Source organism: Sneathiella chungangensis, from assembly GCF_009882935.1.
Classification (GTDB): domain Bacteria; phylum Pseudomonadota; class Alphaproteobacteria; order Sneathiellales; family Sneathiellaceae; genus Sneathiella; species Sneathiella chungangensis.
Window position 1 is genome coordinate 1,123,329 of record NZ_WTVA01000015.1, and the last position, 14,487, is coordinate 1,137,815.

General features: G+C 52.7%; 15 protein-coding genes and 1 tRNA gene. 11 read left to right on the forward strand and 5 right to left on the reverse strand.

The annotated features are described in order from the left end of the window. Positions 1-3: 3 nt before the first annotated feature. The 8 genes from infC (at position 4) to lepA (ending at position 7,962) form a co-directional block, all read left to right on the forward strand. On the forward strand, positions 4-540 hold the full coding sequence (gene infC / locus GQF03_RS18455) for a translation initiation factor IF-3 (protein WP_161340880.1): 537 nt from the start codon (positions 4-6) through the stop codon (positions 538-540). A gap of 165 nt (positions 541-705) precedes the next feature. Next, positions 706-1,134, forward strand: coding sequence for an Hsp20/alpha crystallin family protein (locus GQF03_RS18460; protein WP_161340766.1), 429 nt, complete (start codon positions 706-708; stop codon positions 1,132-1,134). Between the two features lie 304 nt (positions 1,135-1,438). Next, positions 1,439-1,636 carry a 50S ribosomal protein L35 gene (rpmI, locus tag GQF03_RS18465; RefSeq protein ID WP_161340767.1) on the forward strand — a complete coding sequence of 66 codons (198 nt, stop codon included), beginning with the start codon at positions 1,439-1,441 and terminating at the stop codon, positions 1,634-1,636. A 12-nt stretch (positions 1,637-1,648) separates the two neighbouring features. After that, complete coding sequence (rplT, locus tag GQF03_RS18470) at positions 1,649-2,011, forward strand: 50S ribosomal protein L20 (RefSeq protein WP_161340768.1); 363 nt, start codon at positions 1,649-1,651, stop codon at positions 2,009-2,011. Between the two features lie 91 nt (positions 2,012-2,102). Beyond that, entirely contained in the window at positions 2,103-3,179 is a 1,077-nt protein-coding gene (pheS, locus tag GQF03_RS18475) for a phenylalanine--tRNA ligase subunit alpha (RefSeq protein ID WP_161340881.1), read from the forward strand. Continuing rightward, complete coding sequence (gene pheT / locus GQF03_RS18480; RefSeq protein ID WP_161340769.1) at positions 3,176-5,578, forward strand: phenylalanine--tRNA ligase subunit beta; 2,403 nt, start codon at positions 3,176-3,178, stop codon at positions 5,576-5,578. The genes pheS and pheT overlap by 4 nt, the downstream gene beginning before the upstream one ends. A 69-nt stretch (positions 5,579-5,647) precedes the next feature. Then, positions 5,648-6,097, forward strand: coding sequence for a PaaI family thioesterase (locus GQF03_RS18485; RefSeq protein ID WP_161340770.1), 450 nt, complete (start codon positions 5,648-5,650; stop codon positions 6,095-6,097). 62 nt (positions 6,098-6,159) lie between these two features. Next, entirely contained in the window at positions 6,160-7,962 is a 1,803-nt protein-coding gene (lepA, locus tag GQF03_RS18490; protein WP_161340771.1) for a translation elongation factor 4, read from the forward strand. Here the strand turns inward: lepA and GQF03_RS18495 are convergent. Next, positions 7,959-8,276, reverse strand: coding sequence for a hypothetical protein (locus tag GQF03_RS18495; protein WP_161340772.1), 318 nt, complete (start codon positions 8,274-8,276; stop codon positions 7,959-7,961). The genes lepA and GQF03_RS18495 overlap by 4 nt on opposite strands. A gap of 200 nt (positions 8,277-8,476) precedes the next feature. On the opposite strand from GQF03_RS18495, the gene GQF03_RS18500 reads away from it, so the two are divergent. The 3 genes from GQF03_RS18500 to GQF03_RS18510 all read left to right on the forward strand — a co-directional run bounded on the left by GQF03_RS18500 (position 8,477) and on the right by GQF03_RS18510 (position 11,321). Next, positions 8,477-8,567 (forward strand) — tRNA-Ser (locus GQF03_RS18500). A 68-nt stretch (positions 8,568-8,635) separates the two neighbouring features. After that, positions 8,636-9,343, forward strand: a complete 708-nt coding sequence (locus GQF03_RS18505) for an IS6 family transposase (RefSeq protein ID WP_161340773.1) — start codon at positions 8,636-8,638, stop codon at positions 9,341-9,343. 226 nt (positions 9,344-9,569) lie between these two features. Further along, the gene (locus GQF03_RS18510) at positions 9,570-11,321 is read left to right on the forward strand and encodes a cold-shock protein (protein ID WP_161340774.1); all 1,752 of its coding nucleotides are present in this window, start codon (positions 9,570-9,572) and stop codon (positions 11,319-11,321) included. An 880-nt stretch (positions 11,322-12,201) separates the two neighbouring features. Here the strand turns inward: GQF03_RS18510 and GQF03_RS18515 are convergent. From GQF03_RS18515 to GQF03_RS18530, 4 genes are all read right to left on the reverse strand, one after another. Next, positions 12,202-12,456 carry a hypothetical protein gene (locus tag GQF03_RS18515; RefSeq protein WP_161340775.1) on the reverse strand — a complete coding sequence of 85 codons (255 nt, stop codon included), beginning with the start codon at positions 12,454-12,456 and terminating at the stop codon, positions 12,202-12,204. Positions 12,457-12,528: 72 nt separating this feature from the next. Further along, a complete protein-coding gene (locus GQF03_RS18520) occupies positions 12,529-13,794 on the reverse strand; it encodes a recombinase family protein (protein ID WP_161340776.1) in 1,266 nt (421 codons plus the stop codon). After that, positions 13,791-14,207 (reverse strand): DUF2924 domain-containing protein, encoded by a 417-nt coding sequence (locus GQF03_RS18525; RefSeq protein WP_161340777.1) that lies wholly within the window; start codon positions 14,205-14,207, stop codon positions 13,791-13,793. The genes GQF03_RS18520 and GQF03_RS18525 overlap by 4 nt, the downstream gene beginning before the upstream one ends. Then, the gene (locus GQF03_RS18530) at positions 14,204-14,485 is read right to left on the reverse strand and encodes a DUF3489 domain-containing protein (protein WP_161340778.1); all 282 of its coding nucleotides are present in this window, start codon (positions 14,483-14,485) and stop codon (positions 14,204-14,206) included. Before GQF03_RS18530 ends, GQF03_RS18525 begins: the two co-directional genes overlap by 4 nt. Positions 14,486-14,487 lie beyond the last annotated feature (2 nt).

The window sequence follows — 14,487 nt, forward strand, 5'->3', positions numbered from 1 at the left end:
TAAATAGCTCGCCCACAGAGAAATACGGTTCCCACAAAAGAGGGGCCGCGCACCAATGAAGATATCAATGTCGTCAGCGTTCGGTTGATTAACGAGGAAGGCGACAATATTGGCCTGGTTTCCATACAGGCCGCCATGGGACTGGCCGACGAGGCCGGACTTGATCTTGTGGAAGTGTCTCCCGGCGAAACACCGGTCTGCAAACTGATGGATTTCGGGCGTGCCCGGTTCGAGGCCCAGAAAAAGGCTGCCAAGGCCCGCAAGAAACAGAAAACCTTCGAAATCAAGGAAATAAAGATGCGCCCGAACATCGACCAGCATGACTATGAAGTCAAAATGCGGGCGGTGAACAAATTTCTGAACGCCGGTGACAAGGTCAAGGTGACAATGCGCTTTCGTGGCCGCGAAATGGCTCATCAGGAACTCGGCATGAAGCTTCTGAACAAAGTTCGCGACGAGACGGAGGAGCTTGCGAAGGTCGAGCAGCATCCGAAAATGGAAGGCCGTCAGATGACGATGGTCATCGCGCCGACCAAATAGAGCTACTCTGAGTTTGTAATTATAAGGCCTGCATCTGTTCCCGGACAATGCAGGCCTTTTATTGTTCAGAACGCGTCATCTATTGACCCGAGTCAATGTTTTGTCCCGGCGAGAAGCTATTTTATGAAGCCTCAACCCATTGAGTTTCATAAAAGAGGTGTAATCATGTCTAGAAAAATTTCTGTTCATCGCAATACTGACTGGTGGCCGGATGTTTTCGAGCCATTTCGTTCTTTCGGATATCGCGTTCAAGATTTTTTCTCACCTACCGCGGAAGCTGGCTCGACAGAGAATGATTATGATATTTCCATGGAACTTCCAGGCGTCAAGGAGAAGGATATTGAAATTTCCCTTGATGATAACGTGCTGACGATTAAGGGAGAGAAGCATTCGGAAAAGGAAAAAAAGGGAAAGACCTTTTATTTTTCCGAGCGGGCATACGGCTCCTTTGAACGGACTTTCCGGCTGCCGGCCAATGTTGATTCGAATAAGATAGAGGCCGATTTTGAAGATGGCGTGCTGCGTATAAAAATGCCAAAATCAAAAGAGATTTCAACGTCGACCAAGAAAATTGCGATTGGCAAGAAAGGCTGATGTAATTTGATTTAAGGGCCGCTCTCAGATTTTATCTCGGGGCGGCCCTTTCAATTTGATGAGCCGAAGAAACCAAAGCTAGAGTCCTTGTAGAATTCACGCGCGCTGACAGCCGAACCTGGAACCGTCGCGCCTTCATGGCGGCGGGGAATGGCTATTGTCAAATCCGCTTCAAAAAGACCCTAAAAAGGCTTGAATTTGGCGGAAGGCAAGAGTATAACCCTCGCTTCGCTGAGCATTCCGGCCAATTGGGGCTGCCGAGTCTGCTCAATTGCTTCAATGGTTATTTTAGAGGAAGCCAGAAATGCCCAAGTTAAAGACCAAGAGCAGCGTGAAAAAGCGTTTCTCTCTCACCGCATCGGGGAAAGTCCGTGCCAACCAGGCTGGCAAGCAGCATGGCATGATCAAGCGGACCCAGAAACAGATCCGTAATCAGCGCGGGACGACTATTCTCGCTGATCAGGATGCCCGCATCGTCAAAAAATTTATGCCTTACGGCTAAGGAGAGAGATCCATGGCACGTGTAAAACGCGGCGTCACCACGCACGCCCGCCACAGAAAAGTCATCAAGGCAGCCAAAGGTTACTATGGCCGCCGCAAGAACACCTTCCGCACGGCAGTACAGGCAGTTGAAAAAGCCGGCCAGTATGCTTACCGGGACCGCCGGGCCAAGAAGCGGAATTTCCGCAGCCTGTGGATCCAGCGCATCAACGCAGCCTCGCGCGAGCTGGGCATGACCTATGGAAACTTTATGCACGGCCTCAAGCTGGCTGGCATTGAAGTAGACCGCAAGGTTCTTGCCGATATTGCCGTACGCGAGCCTGAGGCCTTCAAGGCATTGGTTGATGCAGCACAGCAGGCTGCCGCCAAAGCCTGATAATCCGGGCCCTCGAAAACCTAGACATTTTCGTAGACCACTTTATTAAAAGGGGGCCCAGTTTGTGGCCCCTTTTTTATTGCGAGTTATGATGCAGGATATTGAAAAGCTTGAACAGGAATTGCTGGAGCAGATCGGGAACGTAACCGATCTGGAGGCGCTCGAATCTTTGCGAATTTCGGCGCTGGGCAAAAAGGGCAGCGTCAGTCTGATGATGCGCGGCCTCGGCCAGATGGACCCGGCGGAACGCCAGATCGTTGCGCCGAAGCTTAACAAGTTGAAAACCATCGTCGGTGACGCGATTGACAATGCCAAGGCGGCGCTTCATGCGGCGGCGCTCGATGCGAAGCTGGCTGAGGAACGGATCGACATTACCCTGCCGGTCCGACCGGAGGCGATGGGTCGCATTCACCCGATCAGCCAGGTCATGGATGAGATCACGGAGATCTTTGCCGGCATGGGTTTCGATGTTGCCGAAGGCCCGGACATCGATGACGATTTCCACAATTTCACCGCGCTCAATATCCCGCCGGAACATCCGGCGCGGCAGATGCATGACACCTTCTACCTGCCGGAAAAGGAAGACGGCTCGCGCCAGCTTCTGCGCACGCATACATCGACGGTTCAGATCCGGACCATGCAGTCGAAGAAGCCGCCGCATCGCATTATCGTGCCGGGGCGTACCTTCCGATGCGATTCCGACCAGACGCATACCCCGATGTTCCACCAGATCGAGGGGCTTGTTATCGACAAGACCAGCCATATGGGTCATCTGAAAGGCGTGCTCGCGGAATTCTGCAAGGCCTTTTTCGAGCTTGATGAGGTCACCATGCGGTTTCGCCCGTCCTATTTCCCCTTCACCGAACCGTCGGCGGAGATGGATATCCGCTGCACGTTCGCCGGCGATCATATCAAGGTCGGCGAGGGTGAGGACTGGCTCGAGATTCTTGGTTGCGGCATGGTCAATCCGCGGGTTTTGGAGCATTGCGGCCTTGACCCGGCGGAATATCAGGGCTTTGCCTGGGGTATGGGCATCGACCGGATCGCCATGCTGAAATACGGCATTCCGGATCTTCGTGCCTTCTTCGATTCAGATCTGCGCTGGCTTAAACATTACGGATTTGTCCCGCTGGATGTCCCGACGCTGGGGGGAGGGTTGTCACGATGAAATTCACGATATCCTGGCTGAAAGAGCATCTTGACTATGATGCGCCCTTGGAGGCGCTGTCCGACCGCCTGACATCCATCGGGCTCGAGGTTGAGGGGATTACGGATCGCGCAAAGGAACTGGCCGCGTTTCGAGTTGCCCATGTGGTTGAGGCCGTCCAGCATCCCGATGCGGACCGTTTGCGGGTCTGCAAGGTTGATACGGGCAGCGAAGTCGTCCAGGTGGTGTGCGGGGCGCCCAACGCGCGAACGGGGATGAAGGGTGTCTTCGCGCCGTCCGGCTCCTACGTGCCGGGGACGGATCTCTGGTTGAAACCGTCAAAAATCCGCGGTGTCGAAAGCAACGGCATGCTGGTCTCGGAGCGCGAGATGGGCATATCAGACGAACATGACGGCATTATCGAAATGCCGGAGGATACGGAAATCGGCGCGTCGTTCGCGGCGCTCGCCGGTCTGGATGATCCGGTCATTGAAATCGCCATTACGCCCAACCATCAGGATGCCCTCGGCGTTTACGGAATTGCGCGGGATCTCGCAGCGAGCGGCTTTGGCACGTTGAAACCGCTCGATACCAGTCCGATTGCCGGAAAATTCAAGAGCCCGATCGGGGTTAAGCTTAATTTCGAGAAGGTAAGCCCGCTTCCCTGCTCGAAGTTCGTCGGGCGCTATGTGCGCGGCGTCAAGAATGGTCCGAGCCCGAAATGGCTGCAGGACAAGCTCCGTGCGATTGGTCTTCGGCCGATCTCGGCCCTGGTTGATATCACCAACTTCGTGACCTACGATCTCGCCCGCCCGCTTCATGTGTTTGACGCGGATAAAGTGAGTGGTGATATTCAGGCGCGCCTCGCGACGGCGGGTGAAAAGCTCCTGGCGCTCGATGGGGAGGAGTATGACCTCGAAAGTGATGCCTGCGTAATTGCCGATGACAAAGCGGCGCTCGGTCTTGGCGGCATCATGGGCGGAGAAACCTCAGGCTGTTCCGAAACCACACGCAATGTCTTTATCGAGGCGGCGCTGTTTGATCCGATCAGCATCGCCACAACGGGCCGTAAGCTCGGCATTGAATCCGATGCGCGGTATCGCTTCGAGCGGGGCGTTGATCCGGCCTTCGTGGAACCGGCCATGGAAGTCGCAACGCGGCTTGTTCTTGAGCTGTGCGGCGGTGAACCGAGCGACGTGGTTGTCGCCGGAGAGGGACCGAAATGGCAGAAATCTGTCAGCCTTCGTAAATCCCGCGTGAAGGAGCTTGGCGGGGTGAATGTGCCTGTCGCCGACATGATCACAATTCTCGACCGGCTCGGTTTTGCGCCAAAAGAGACGGGCGACGTTATCGAGACCGAGGTTCCTTCCTGGCGTATGGATGTGGATGGCGAGGCGGATCTCGTGGAGGAAATTCTTCGCATCCATGGATATGATAATATCGACCCGGTCCCGCTTCCGACGGAGACTGTTGTCGCCAAGCCGGCGGTGAACGCAAGGCAGCGCCGGGTACGTATTGCGAAACGGGCGCTTGCCGCCCGTGGCATGATGGAGGCTGTGACCTGGTCGTTCCTGCCGCGGGCCCATGCGGACCTGTTTGGCGGCGTGCCGGACGAAATTGTGCTCGTCAATCCGATCAGCGCGGATTTGGACGCCATGCGGCCATCGCTGCTGCCGAACCTGATTGCAGCGGCGGGACGAAACCATGCCCGAGGATTTTCCGATCTCTCTTTGTTTGAAGTGGGTTCGGAATATCATTCCGATCAGCCGGACGGACAGATTATGGTTGCAGGCGGAATTCGCACCGGGCAAACATCATCGCGCCATTGGGCCGGCAACGGGCGCAAGTTCGATGCCTATGATGTAAAAGCCGATGCCCTCGCCATGCTCGAGGCAGTTGGCGGTCCCGCCGAGTCGGTTCAGGTCGTGACCGGCGCTCCCGACTGGTATCATCCGGGGCGTTCCGGTGTGATGCAGCTGGGCCCGAAAAACCGGCTTGCCGCGTTCGGTGAGATTCACCCGCGGGTGCTGGAGGCCATGAAAGTGAAGGGACCGATTGTCGGTTTCGAGATTTATCTCGACAACGTTCCCCTGCCGAAATCACGGGATACGGCGCGTCCACCCTTGACGATCTCGGATTATCAGGCGGTGGAACGGGATTTCGCCTTCGAAGTTGATGTTGATATTCCTGCCGAAGCCATCATTCGGGCGGTACGGGGCAGCGACAAGAAAATGATTACGGACGTATCGATTTTCGATGTCTATCAAGGGGATCGCATCGCAGCGGGCAAAAAATCGGTGGCCCTGTCGATCCGATTGCAGCCGATGGACCGGACCCTCACCGAGGATGAGATCGAGGCGGTGGCGACCAAGGTGATTGGCAGTGTCGAGAAGGCAACCGGCGGCAGCTTGCGCCACTGATATCCTGCCAAAGTGAATAGGAGGGGAGCAGCAATTGCTCCCCTTGTTCTGTTTCTGGAGAAAAAAGAAATGACCAACGACGTACCAGAAGGTTTCATAGAATTTCCCGGCACGATGGGATTTATCGAGACAACGGGACAGCTGATGATCAAACAGCTGGACAATGATGCCTATCTCGGCCTCCGGATCGAGGCAAAACATTGCAATCCCGCGAATATCTGCCATGGTGGCATGCTGATGACCTTTGCGGATATGCAGCTGGGAATTGGCGCGCAGGCCTTGACCGGTGTGCAAAAATTTCTGCCGACGGTCCAGATGTCCTGCGATTTTGTCGCGCCGGCACCGAACGGGGCCTGGCTTGAGGGGCGGACACAGCTTATCAAACGGACCCGGTCATTGATTTTTGCGACCTGCATCCTGACGGCGGACGAAAAAACCGTCTTTAGCTGTTCAGGGATCATGAAAATTCCGTCCGACAACGGCAGCTTCTCCGATGTCGCCTTGCCGTCGAAAAAATAGCAATTGAATTTGTCCATAAAGCTGTTACTTGGATGTGCAGAAAACCATTTGAAAAGCGTTAGATGACAGACCTCAGTAAAATCAGGAACTTCTCGATCATTGCCCATATCGATCACGGCAAGTCGACGCTGGCCGACCGTCTTATCCAGATGTGCGGCGGCCTTGACGAGCGCGAGATGCAGCAGCAGGTTCTGGACAGCATGGACATCGAGCGTGAGCGCGGCATCACGATCAAGGCGCAGACCGTTCGGCTGCTCTATACGGCCAAGGACGGGGAAACCTATACGCTGAACCTGATTGATACGCCCGGCCATGTGGATTTCGCCTATGAGGTGAACCGCTCCCTTTCCGCTTGCGAAGGGTCGGTCCTTGTCGTCGATGCCAGTCAGGGAGTGGAGGCGCAGACCCTCGCCAATGTCTATCAGGCCATTGAGGTCAATCATGAAATCCTGCCGGTTCTGAACAAGGTTGACTTGCCCGCCGCCGATGTTGACCGCGTGGTCGAGCAGATCGAGGAAGTGATCGGTATCGACGCAAGCGGTGCCATTCCCATTTCGGCAAAAACGGGGAAAGGCGTGGATGAGGTGCTCGAAGCGATCGTCGCCCATATTCCGCCGCCAAAAGGCGATCGCACTGCGCCGCTTCAGGCCCTGCTGATTGACAGTTGGTATGACGCCTATCTCGGGGTGGTCGTCCTGTTCCGCGTGCGGCAGGGCGTCATCAAGAAGGGCCAGAAAATCAGGATGATGGAAACAGGGGCCAGCTATCTTGTCGATCGCGTTGGCGTTTTCACGCCGAAGGGACTGGTGGTCGACGAACTGGGCCCTGGCGAAATCGGGTTCATGACGGCGGCCATCAAGCAGGTTGCGGATACCAAGGTCGGCGACACCATTACTGATGACAGAAGACCAGCGGCCACCCCGCTGCCTGGCTTCAAGCCCAACCAGCCGGTGGTTTTTTGCGGTCTTTTCCCTGTTGATAGCGCGGATTTTACGGAGTTGAAATCGAGCCTCGGCAAGCTTCGCCTCAACGACGCGAGCTTTTCGTTCGAGGCAGAAACCTCCGCCGCGCTCGGCTTCGGTTTTCGCTGCGGATTTCTTGGCCTGCTGCATCTTGAGATCATTCAGGAGCGGCTGGAGCGGGAATTCGATCTTGATCTGATCACCACCGCGCCATCGGTCGTCTATCATCTTTTCATGCGCAACGGCACGATGATAGAGATGCATAATCCGGCCGATATGCCCGATGTCATGCAGATCGACCGGATTGAGGAGCCCTGGATCAAGGCAACGATCATGGTGCCGGACGAATATCTCGGTCAGGTTCTGAAGCTTTGCGAGGACAAGCGCGGTGTACAGGCGGACCTCACCTATGCCGGCAATCGCGCGATGGTCGTCTACCGATTGCCGCTCAACGAGGTCGTGTTCGATTTCTATGACCGTCTGAAATCGGTAACCCGCGGATATGCAAGCTTCGACTATGAACTCGACAGCTATCAGGAAAGCGATCTGGTCAAACTTTCCATTCTTGTAAACGGCGATCCCGTCGATGCGCTTGCCATGATCGTCCACAGGGACCAGGCCGAAGCGCGCGGGCGCCAGCTCTGCGAACGGCTCAAGGATCTCATCCCCCGCCAGCTGTTCAAGATCGCGCTGCAGGCGGCGATCGGCGGCAAGGTGGTGGCGCGCGAGACGATCTCGGCCCTTCGCAAGGACGTGACGGCGAAATGTTATGGCGGCGACATTACCCGCAAGAAAAAGCTTCTCGAGAAACAGAAGAAAGGCAAGAAGCGGATGCGCTCCGTCGGCAATGTCGACATCCCGCAGGAGGCCTTCCTTGCGGCTCTCAAGATGGGGGATGACTAGGCGGAGTAGCCGCGTCTCTCGGCTTTTCGTCTTTTTCGAAAGAGAAGAAGCAGGACAATTCCCGGCACCAGAAAGACCAGCCAGGCCGGCCACAGCAACAGGGTAACGATTACGGGATCCCAGAGTGCCGGCCAGACGTAGCGCTGGATTACGGCCTGCACAAGATTGAGCCCCTCCGGGTTCAGGCGGAACCACAATTCTCCGGCAAGGATCGAATGCCAGGTTTCACTGTTCAGATACTGCAAAAGGTCATGTCCCAGCACCACAAAGGCGGCGCCAATCAGGGCCCAGGAAATGAGACGGCCGATAATCACATTCTTGCTTCCCGCTTGTTGAAGAACCGGCGCATGGTACGTTGAAACAGCATCGAGTTCAAAGTTTCTGTCGGCATCTCACCGCATTGTCATTGCCAGGTGACTAAATTTACCGAAGTTGGCTTTGAACCCTTGCATTCTCGCGCCCCTCAAGTATATTCCCCGCGCGTCCCCCCGGAAATGCGGGGGACGCACCCTGCGGAGGGGTGGCCGAGTGGCTGAAGGCGCACGCCTGGAAAGTGTGTATACGGCGAAACCGTATCGGGGGTTCGAATCCCCCTCCCTCCGCCACCCACCCCTGAGGCACTGTCAGAAGAAAATTGCTTGATGGTCATTTGCTCGTCGACTAGCTTCCGAGCATGACAAAACAGAACTCATTTCGTTATTTCAAGACGTCACCTGAGATCATCCGGCTGGCGGTGATGATGTATGTCCGATTTCCGCTTTCACTTCGCAATGTTGAAGACCTTCTTCATGAGCGCGGTATCGACATTTGCCATGAGACTGTACGCTATTGGTGGAACCGGTTTGGTCCACTGTTTGCGCGCGAGATCCGGAAGAAACGTAATTTTCCTTCCCAGTATTATTCCAACTGGCGATGGCATTTGGACGAAATATTTGTGAAGATCAATGGTGAAACACATTACCTGTGGCGTGCGGTTGATCATGAAGGAGAAGTCCTGGAAGTCTATGTTTCTAAACGCCGCGATCGCAAGGCAGCCTTGGTGTTCCTTAAAAAACTTATGAAGCGGCATGGAAAACCAAATGAAATAGTAACGGATAGATTACGGTCATATCGTGCCGCAATGAAGACCATCGGAAATGCTGAGGTTCAAGAGGCTGGCCGATGGAAGAACAATCGCTGCGAAAATTCCCACCTCCCATTTCGACGACGAGAGCAGGCGATGCTGAAATTCAGGCGCCGGCGAAGTTTGCAGAAATTCGTCTCAATCCATGCATCCGTCCACAACCACTTCAACCATGAGCGCCACCTAAACAACAGAGAAACGTTCAAGCTTCAACGAAATGCCGCACTGGTCGAGTGGCAGCAACTTAGTGCGGCATAGTAGTGGCACCTTATCGTCAATTTACGCCAAACGGAGACGACGTCGCATTCGTCTGACAGCACCTGTTCGATTGTTACTCCATGTGGAATCTTTGCGTGTGGGTTGAAGTGCTTAATGTTTACAGCTTGTGGATCGCACGCATTTTTTTCTAGCTCGATTGCATTCATATATGTGGCTCTACGCTCTTTAAAGTTGCTTAGTAGTTTACAACTTGGTGAAGGGATGGTTGTATAATGAAAATCTAAAATTGATTGGTGGGGGTATTATGCAGGGTCAAATATGCTTTTACAATGACGAAAGAGGTTTTGGGTTTATTAAAACAAACCATGAGCAAGATTGCTATTTTCATATTGAATCTGTGGAAAATAATGAAGAGAAGATTGCGGTTGGTTCTTTAGTCGAATTTGATGAGAGAATTTTTTCGGGAAGAAAAAGAGCAACCCGAGTAAAGATTCTACCCTCTACTTCTAAACAACGAAGCTCAACTGATGGCTCAAAGAAATTTTTTAAAACAGCAGATTACGCGGGCGAATTCTTAGTGTTATCAAGTAATGAAATTGACCAAACCCTCATAGAAATATCGAACTGGAAGTTGGAAGCTAAATTAGAGGATACAATAAGATATTTTCTTCCAATGCCAGAAGTTGGGGAAATACTGCGAGGCAGACGTTCCTATGTAATCGGACGGAAGGGGACTGGAAAATCTGCAATTGTTTCTCATTTGTATGATATCTCTGATAAGGAAATTTATACAGAAAAGCTTAGCTTCAAGAATTTTCCTTTCAACGATTTATATGATTTAAACGACTCCCATTTTACGAAACCTAATCAGTACATCACTCTATGGAAATATATAATTTATTCTTCAATTGTTCAGATGATGGGCACTTCGAAGGGAATTGACAAAAAAATTAGAAAAAAAATACACAAGGTATATCCGGAACGAGACGTGTCTGATCTGAAAGGTTTATTGAGAAAATGGACATCCGGAGATTTTTCGATAAGTGTTTTGGGGCATGGTTTTTCATTCGCGAATTGGTTTTCCAAAAAAGTTGAAAGTTCTTGGATGGAAAGAGTTGATCGTTTGGAAGGGTTTGTCGCAGAAAACTGTGACGAAGCCACTTATTTAGTTCTCTTTGACGAACTAGATGAAGATTATAAGGAAATGATGACTCAATTTATTAACGGTGGATATATTCATCTACTAACAAGTTTATTCAAGGCTGTTCAAGACATCAGAAGTGTTATGGGAAAATACTCAAAAAATATTTACCCAGTAATTTTTCTTAGAGACGATATTTATGACTTAATAACGGACGCTGATAAAACCAAATGGCTGGATTTAACAACTCGTTTGGATTGGACAATTCCAGAAATACAGAAACTATTAAAATACAGAATAGAAAAAGCAGCGAATACGCAAGGCTTAGGTTTCAATCCAGTATGGCATTCTATCTTTGATGTTAAATCTGTACCCTACGCAAATAGGAAAAAAAGCCTGCATTCTTTTGACTACATTACACGGAGCACTCAAGGTAGACCTAGAGACTTCATTCACTACCTCCAAGTTTGTGCGGAAAGCCAACTTGAGAACGGCGGCGGTAAAATTAGCGCAAAAACTATATTGAGCGCGGACAAAGCTTATTCGAACTATCTAAAAAGTGAATTGATTGATGAAATCCATGGAGTAATTCCAGATATCAACACAATACTAAGAATATTCACTCAAATACGGAAATGGATTCTTACGATTGATGAATTTCGAAGAATATATAGGGACTATGTGGACCGGCAAATAATAGAAACTAAGGATCCAGATTTTGTTTTACAAACTCTGTTCTATTTTTCAGTCATTGGAAACGTATCGAGACAGCGAAATTATCATATATTCCGGCACGAACATTCAGAAGCTGTACTGAATTTCCATGAGAATATTGTGATACATAGAGGGCTGATGAAATCACTTCAAATAATATGATGCTATTGCAGATAGTAAAAAAATATGAAGATCCCCCCCCCACCTAATTAAAACGAGAACCCAAGAGGAAAAGGCTTTTTTGTTTACGCCCCAAACACCCGATAAGGTGGGGTCCAACGACGGTTTATCTGGTTTGTTAAGGATAGGTCAGTTGTTAAACTAAACGGTGCCACGAACGCTCTTACTCCTGAACTTCCCTTTCCACGAAATGCGCTGCCAGAGCTGTGGCGGGAAACCGGCTTCAAAGATAATGAAGTGACAAGTGCGGGGATAAACCTAGTGTTTAAGTAAGTAGTATAGGTAAACCATAGCCATTTGCAATCAATTGCAATTTCACGGGACTGGTACAGAAAACTGGTACAGGATCAAGTGATGCAAGGAGGCAGTGTAGCTCTAACCCCTTGATATAATTACATCGGAAAAACGCGGCGGTTTCTCCCCCTCCCTCCGCCACCCACCCCTGATAATTCGTCTCTGTTCTTGCCTGGCGTCGTAACCGCCCATAACAGGGCGATATTTCGCCGCCATTCCCTTTCCAGGCATCGTCTCCGAACCGTCAGATACCGGTTTTGTGGTGCCCATCTGCCCGCTGGTCTCTGGCCGCCTGATGGTAGGGTGAGTTTTATAAGAACAGGCCGTTAACAGGGAATTTTTGATAAAAACGGCCGTTAACAGGGTAAAATCAGAGTTCCTTCGCGTAAAAGAAAATATTTTATGGCGTAAAAACAGTAGTTTAGAGATCATTTCCGCCACTTTCCTGTTATTGGCCATAACAGGGTGATTTTAGGCCATAACAGGCCCTGTTATTGCGATTAACAGGGCGTTTTAAGCCTGTTAACAGGTGAATTAAGGAATTTTCCGTCAGGCGCTTGATCTGCCCTCAATCCGTGCTTTCAATCCCGAACTTGCGCCGCTGATCGGACCAGAGGAGCGGGATATTTTCCTTCATCAGAAGGGCCAGTGTCAGATGGTCGGGCTGCCGCCCGTCGAGAATGATTTTCTGGATATCGGGTGCGAGAAACGCAAGACGCACCAGATTGCGTTTCCAGGGGGAGGTGGGGGCTGCCTGCAGGACGGGCCCTTTTCCTGAATCCCGATCCAGCATCGAATGCGCACTGCGCAGGGCTCTGATCAAAGATGCGTCCGGCTGCGGCGTGTTTCTGTCGCCGGCAAGGATGTCGGTCTTTCCGCCCCGCGTCTGCATCCGTCAGGGCAGGGTCAACCGTAGCTGATCCGGGTGCATCAGATCGGGCACAACCTGTTCTCCAGTATGAAGCTTTTCCCTGATCTTTCCGATAAACTTGTTCGGCAGAAGAAGCTCGACATACCTTGCATGAATCTCGATGCGACTTATAAATTTGAGCGGGTCCTCCTGCTGTTTGGGCAGAAGACGGGTCAGTGTCTTGATCATCCGACTTTCAAGCGTTGCCGCAGAGACACGTCGTGGTGCGTTGTCCTGCTGGTCCCGTTTTGCCCCCCACTGCAAAGAGGCGGACACATAATAGCGATACAGCTTACCGCTGCGCCCATGGGCGAAGGTTGGGGACATCGGTTGCCCGTCCGTATCGAAGAGGCGCCCCGCGAGCGGCGACCCTGCAACACTCTTTCCGGTCGCCTTGCGACGCCGGCTGTTCTCGTCCAGCTGTGCCTGCACCGCGACAAAGAGTTCCTCGTCGATAATGGCCTCGTGCAGGCCGGGATGAGACTGATCCTTGTGGGGAACCTCGCCGAGATAGACACGGCTGCGCAGCAGATGATACAGCGCCCCGCGGCTGAAGGGCTGGCCTCCGATGGTTCTTCCTTTCAGCGTTGTCCGGACCTTTGATCGAATACCCTTTTCTTTTAGGTCTCTTACCAGAGCATGAACGGATTTGAGTTCAAGATATCTCTCAAAGATCCTGCGGACTGTCTCCGCCTCCGCTTTATTTATCCGCAAAGCATAAGAACCGGCCTCCGGCAGATCATAGCCGAGCGGCGGACTGCCGCCCATCCACATGCCCTTCTTCTTGGAGGCAGCGATCTTGTCGCGGATCCGCTCTCCGGTGACTTCCCGTTCGAACTGGGCAAAGGAGAGCAGTACATTGAGGGTCAGCCGTCCCATGCTGGAGGTGGTGTTGAAGGATTGCGTGACACTTACGAAACTAACGTCGTGCTGCTCGAACAACTCCACCATGCGGGCAAAATCCGCAAGTGAACGCGTCAACCGGTCTATCTTGTAGACGACGACAATGTCGATCTTTCCCAATGAGATATCGGCAAGCAGTTGTTTTAGGCCGGGCCGCTCCATACTGCCACCGGAATAGTCGCCATCGTCATAGCGGGCGGGGAGGGCCCGCCAGCCTTCGCTGGCCTGGCTCTTAATGTAAGCCTCACAGGCTTCATGCTGGGCATCAAGGCTGTTGAAGCTTTGATCGAGCCCTTCCTCGGAGCTCTTGCGGGTATAGAGGGCGCAGCGTCGGGGAGGGGGCTTCATGGAGCATCCTCCCGCAGTCCGAAGAAGCGCGGTCCGTTCCAGCGGGTGCCGGTCGCGGCGCGTGCAATGGCCGAGAGGCTGGGGTAAGTCTCTCCCTCCCAGAGAAAGCCATCCGCCCTGACCACAACCTCGATCTGCCGACCCTGCCAGTCGCGCCGCAGGATGGCCCCATCCCCCAGAGCACGGCCTTCGGGAGCTATGGCCCCGCGCCGGCGCAGCAAACGGCGTGTCTCGGGCGTGAGTCCGCCCAAAGCTTCCGCCTGCAGACGCCAGGCCAGCAGCAGACGGAGCAGCTCCTCGGAGCGCAGTTTGGGCGGTGGCCCGACGTGCACGGCCCAGATTGATCGCAGATCACCCAGTCCAAGCACCTCCAGTGATTTGATCTCTTTCTCAAGATCTGAACCACCCGTCATTCCGTCTCTCCGATCCGGTATCGACGGATGCCGTCGATCTTCTCTGATGTTATCACATGGCCTTTCTTCTTTAATGAGCCGGCAATCGCGCCCCGCACCGAATGGATCTGCCATCCGGTAATAGTGCAAAGCTCCTCAAGAGACGCGCCCTTCTTCTGACGAAGAAGAGTGACCACCCGGTCGAGTTTGGAAGGTTTGGCTGTTGCGGCTTTGCTAACCGCTGCAGTGTTTGCTTTGCTCTTCTTGTGGTTGGATGATTTGGGAGTTTGGGATGCCATAG